This window comes from Streptomyces sp. BR123, from assembly GCF_013401435.1.
Taxonomy (GTDB): Bacteria; Actinomycetota; Actinomycetes; order Streptomycetales; family Streptomycetaceae; genus Streptomyces.
Genome location: NZ_JACBGN010000550.1, coordinates 1 through 2032, shown reverse-complemented (window position 1 = coordinate 2032; position 2032 = coordinate 1). Strand labels below are relative to the sequence as shown.

General features: G+C 71.9%; 1 protein-coding gene. It reads right to left on the bottom strand.

The features are described from left to right. Positions 1-1965: right-handed parallel beta-helix repeat-containing protein (locus HYE82_RS36155; protein ID WP_218783445.1), on the bottom strand; the 1965-nt coding region annotated here is incomplete at its 3' end. Positions 1966-2032 lie beyond the last annotated feature (67 nt).

Here is a 2032-nt window from a genome sequence, read left to right as displayed (position 1 = left end):
GGGGTGGGTCGGGCGGCGGGTGGAAGCCGCTGCGGCCCAGAGGATCCACACGGCGGCGGCCAGGGCACGGGCCCAGGCGGGGCTGACCGGGGTCCAGGGAATCATCAGGACGGCCTTGTCGAAGGCGTCGAGCAGGGTCAGCCCCGCCAGGAGCAGGGTGAGGCGCGCCAGCCAGGGGCGGTCGGCGCGCAGGGCGAAGCCGACGCCCGTCCACCACAGGCCGAGCAGGAGCAGGGCGACGGCCGGGACGGCGGTGGGGGTGAGCGGCATGGTGGAGCCGGCCACGTCGAGGGCCAGCCCGGCCAGGCCGAGCAACGAGGCGGCCGTGCCCAGGCGGGAGTGCCGCAGGCGGCGCCACCACAGCACCCCGCCGACCAGCAGCAGCACCAGCGCCGCGGCCAGCGCGATCTGGGTCTCCACGCGGGCCGGGCCGCGCGCCCCGTACCAGTCGCAGCCGGCCGGGAGGCGCCTGGCCTGCACGTTGTAGTCGGCGCAGACGAGCAGTTGGGCGAGTTTCACCGGTTCGCCGACCAGCCGGTGCGAGCCACCGGACACGGCGCCCCGGCGCTCCCCGCATTCCGGGAGCCTGCCCGGGGTGGAGCCGTCGGGGCCGGGCTGCCAGCAGTTGCCGCGGCCCTGGCCGTCCCACCACACGTCCATGCCGTTGGGGCGGACGGCGCCGGACTTGTCCCTGCCGAGGATGTTGGCGGCGTACCGGTTGTGGTGCGAGGTGTCGGCCTGCTTGGACCATTCCTCCTCGCCCCGGATGAACGCGGGCACGGCCGAGAGGAAGAAGCCGGCGCGCCGGTGCCCGTACACCCAGTTGTGCTCGTAGATGTTCCAGTTGCCGCCCGCGGTGATGATGCCGGTGCCCGGCGGCATGGAGATCTGCGGGCAGACCACGCCCTGCTCGTAGCCGCGCTCGACGGGCGGTTTGGCGCAGGTGCCGTCGGCGACGTGCCGGTAGTAGTCCTGGTTGTTGTCGTGGATCAGGTTCCGCTCGAACCTGGCGTGGTTCTGCGGGAGTCCGGGGTGCCCGGGGAAGGCGCTGTCCATCGAGGCGCCGCCCATGTTCTGGTCGAACTCGTTGTCGTGCACCCATACGGAGTCCCCGGCGGTGCCGGAGTAGCCGACCATGTTGTGGTGGCTGCGGCAGCCGGTGATCTCGATGGAGTAGCGGGGGACGTCGTAGCCGCGGCCGTCGTTGATGTCGGAGGCGCTGCCGGGGTAGATACCGGAGTCGCCGTTCCCGTACGACTCGCAGTTCTTGTACAGCCCGTGGTCGCTGGCGAAGGTCAGGAAGCCGTACTCGTCGTTCCAGCGGGTCAGTACGTCGTCGATGACGAACCCGTCGGCGGCGAGGACGTACAGGGAGTTGAAGGTGGTGCGCTGGGCGGTGAAGTTGCGGAAGTAGATGCCGTCGGACTTGTCGGCGCGGATGGCGTTGAGCTTCTGGTACCTCGCGTCGACGATCACGTCCAGCCGTGTCGCGCCGGTGCCCTCGATCTGCAGGTTCTTCTTGCCGAGGATGGCGACGAGGTTCTGGTTGTGCGGGCACCGCGCCTGCTGCTCGTACGACAGGATCTGGTAGCCGAGCGCGGAGTCGGGGGCCTTCAGGGCGGCGCACTCCCCCGCCGGCCGCGGCAGGGACGGCTCCTCCTCGTACAGGCCGGGGAGGATCGCGATGTTCATGCCGGGCCGGTCCACGGCGTCGACGGCTTCCTGCAGGTGCCGGTAGCCGGTCTTCTCGCAGCGCTCGTACAGGGTGAGGTTGCGCTGCCGCAGGGCTTCGGGAAACGCGGCGATCCGGCGCTCGAAGGCGGGCCGGTCGGTTTTGCAGACGAGCAGGTCGGGCTCGGTCGCGCGGTACTGCGGTACGGATCCGGAGCCGTCCGGGAAGGTCACGGGGCGCTCCTCGTGTGCGCGGGCGGCGGGCGCGGCCGCGAGCAGGGCCAGCAAGGCCAGGAGGAGGGCGAGGACGGCGACGGGCGCGGTGCCGGTGAGCGCGGTGATGGGGCGGGCGGTGGTGGGG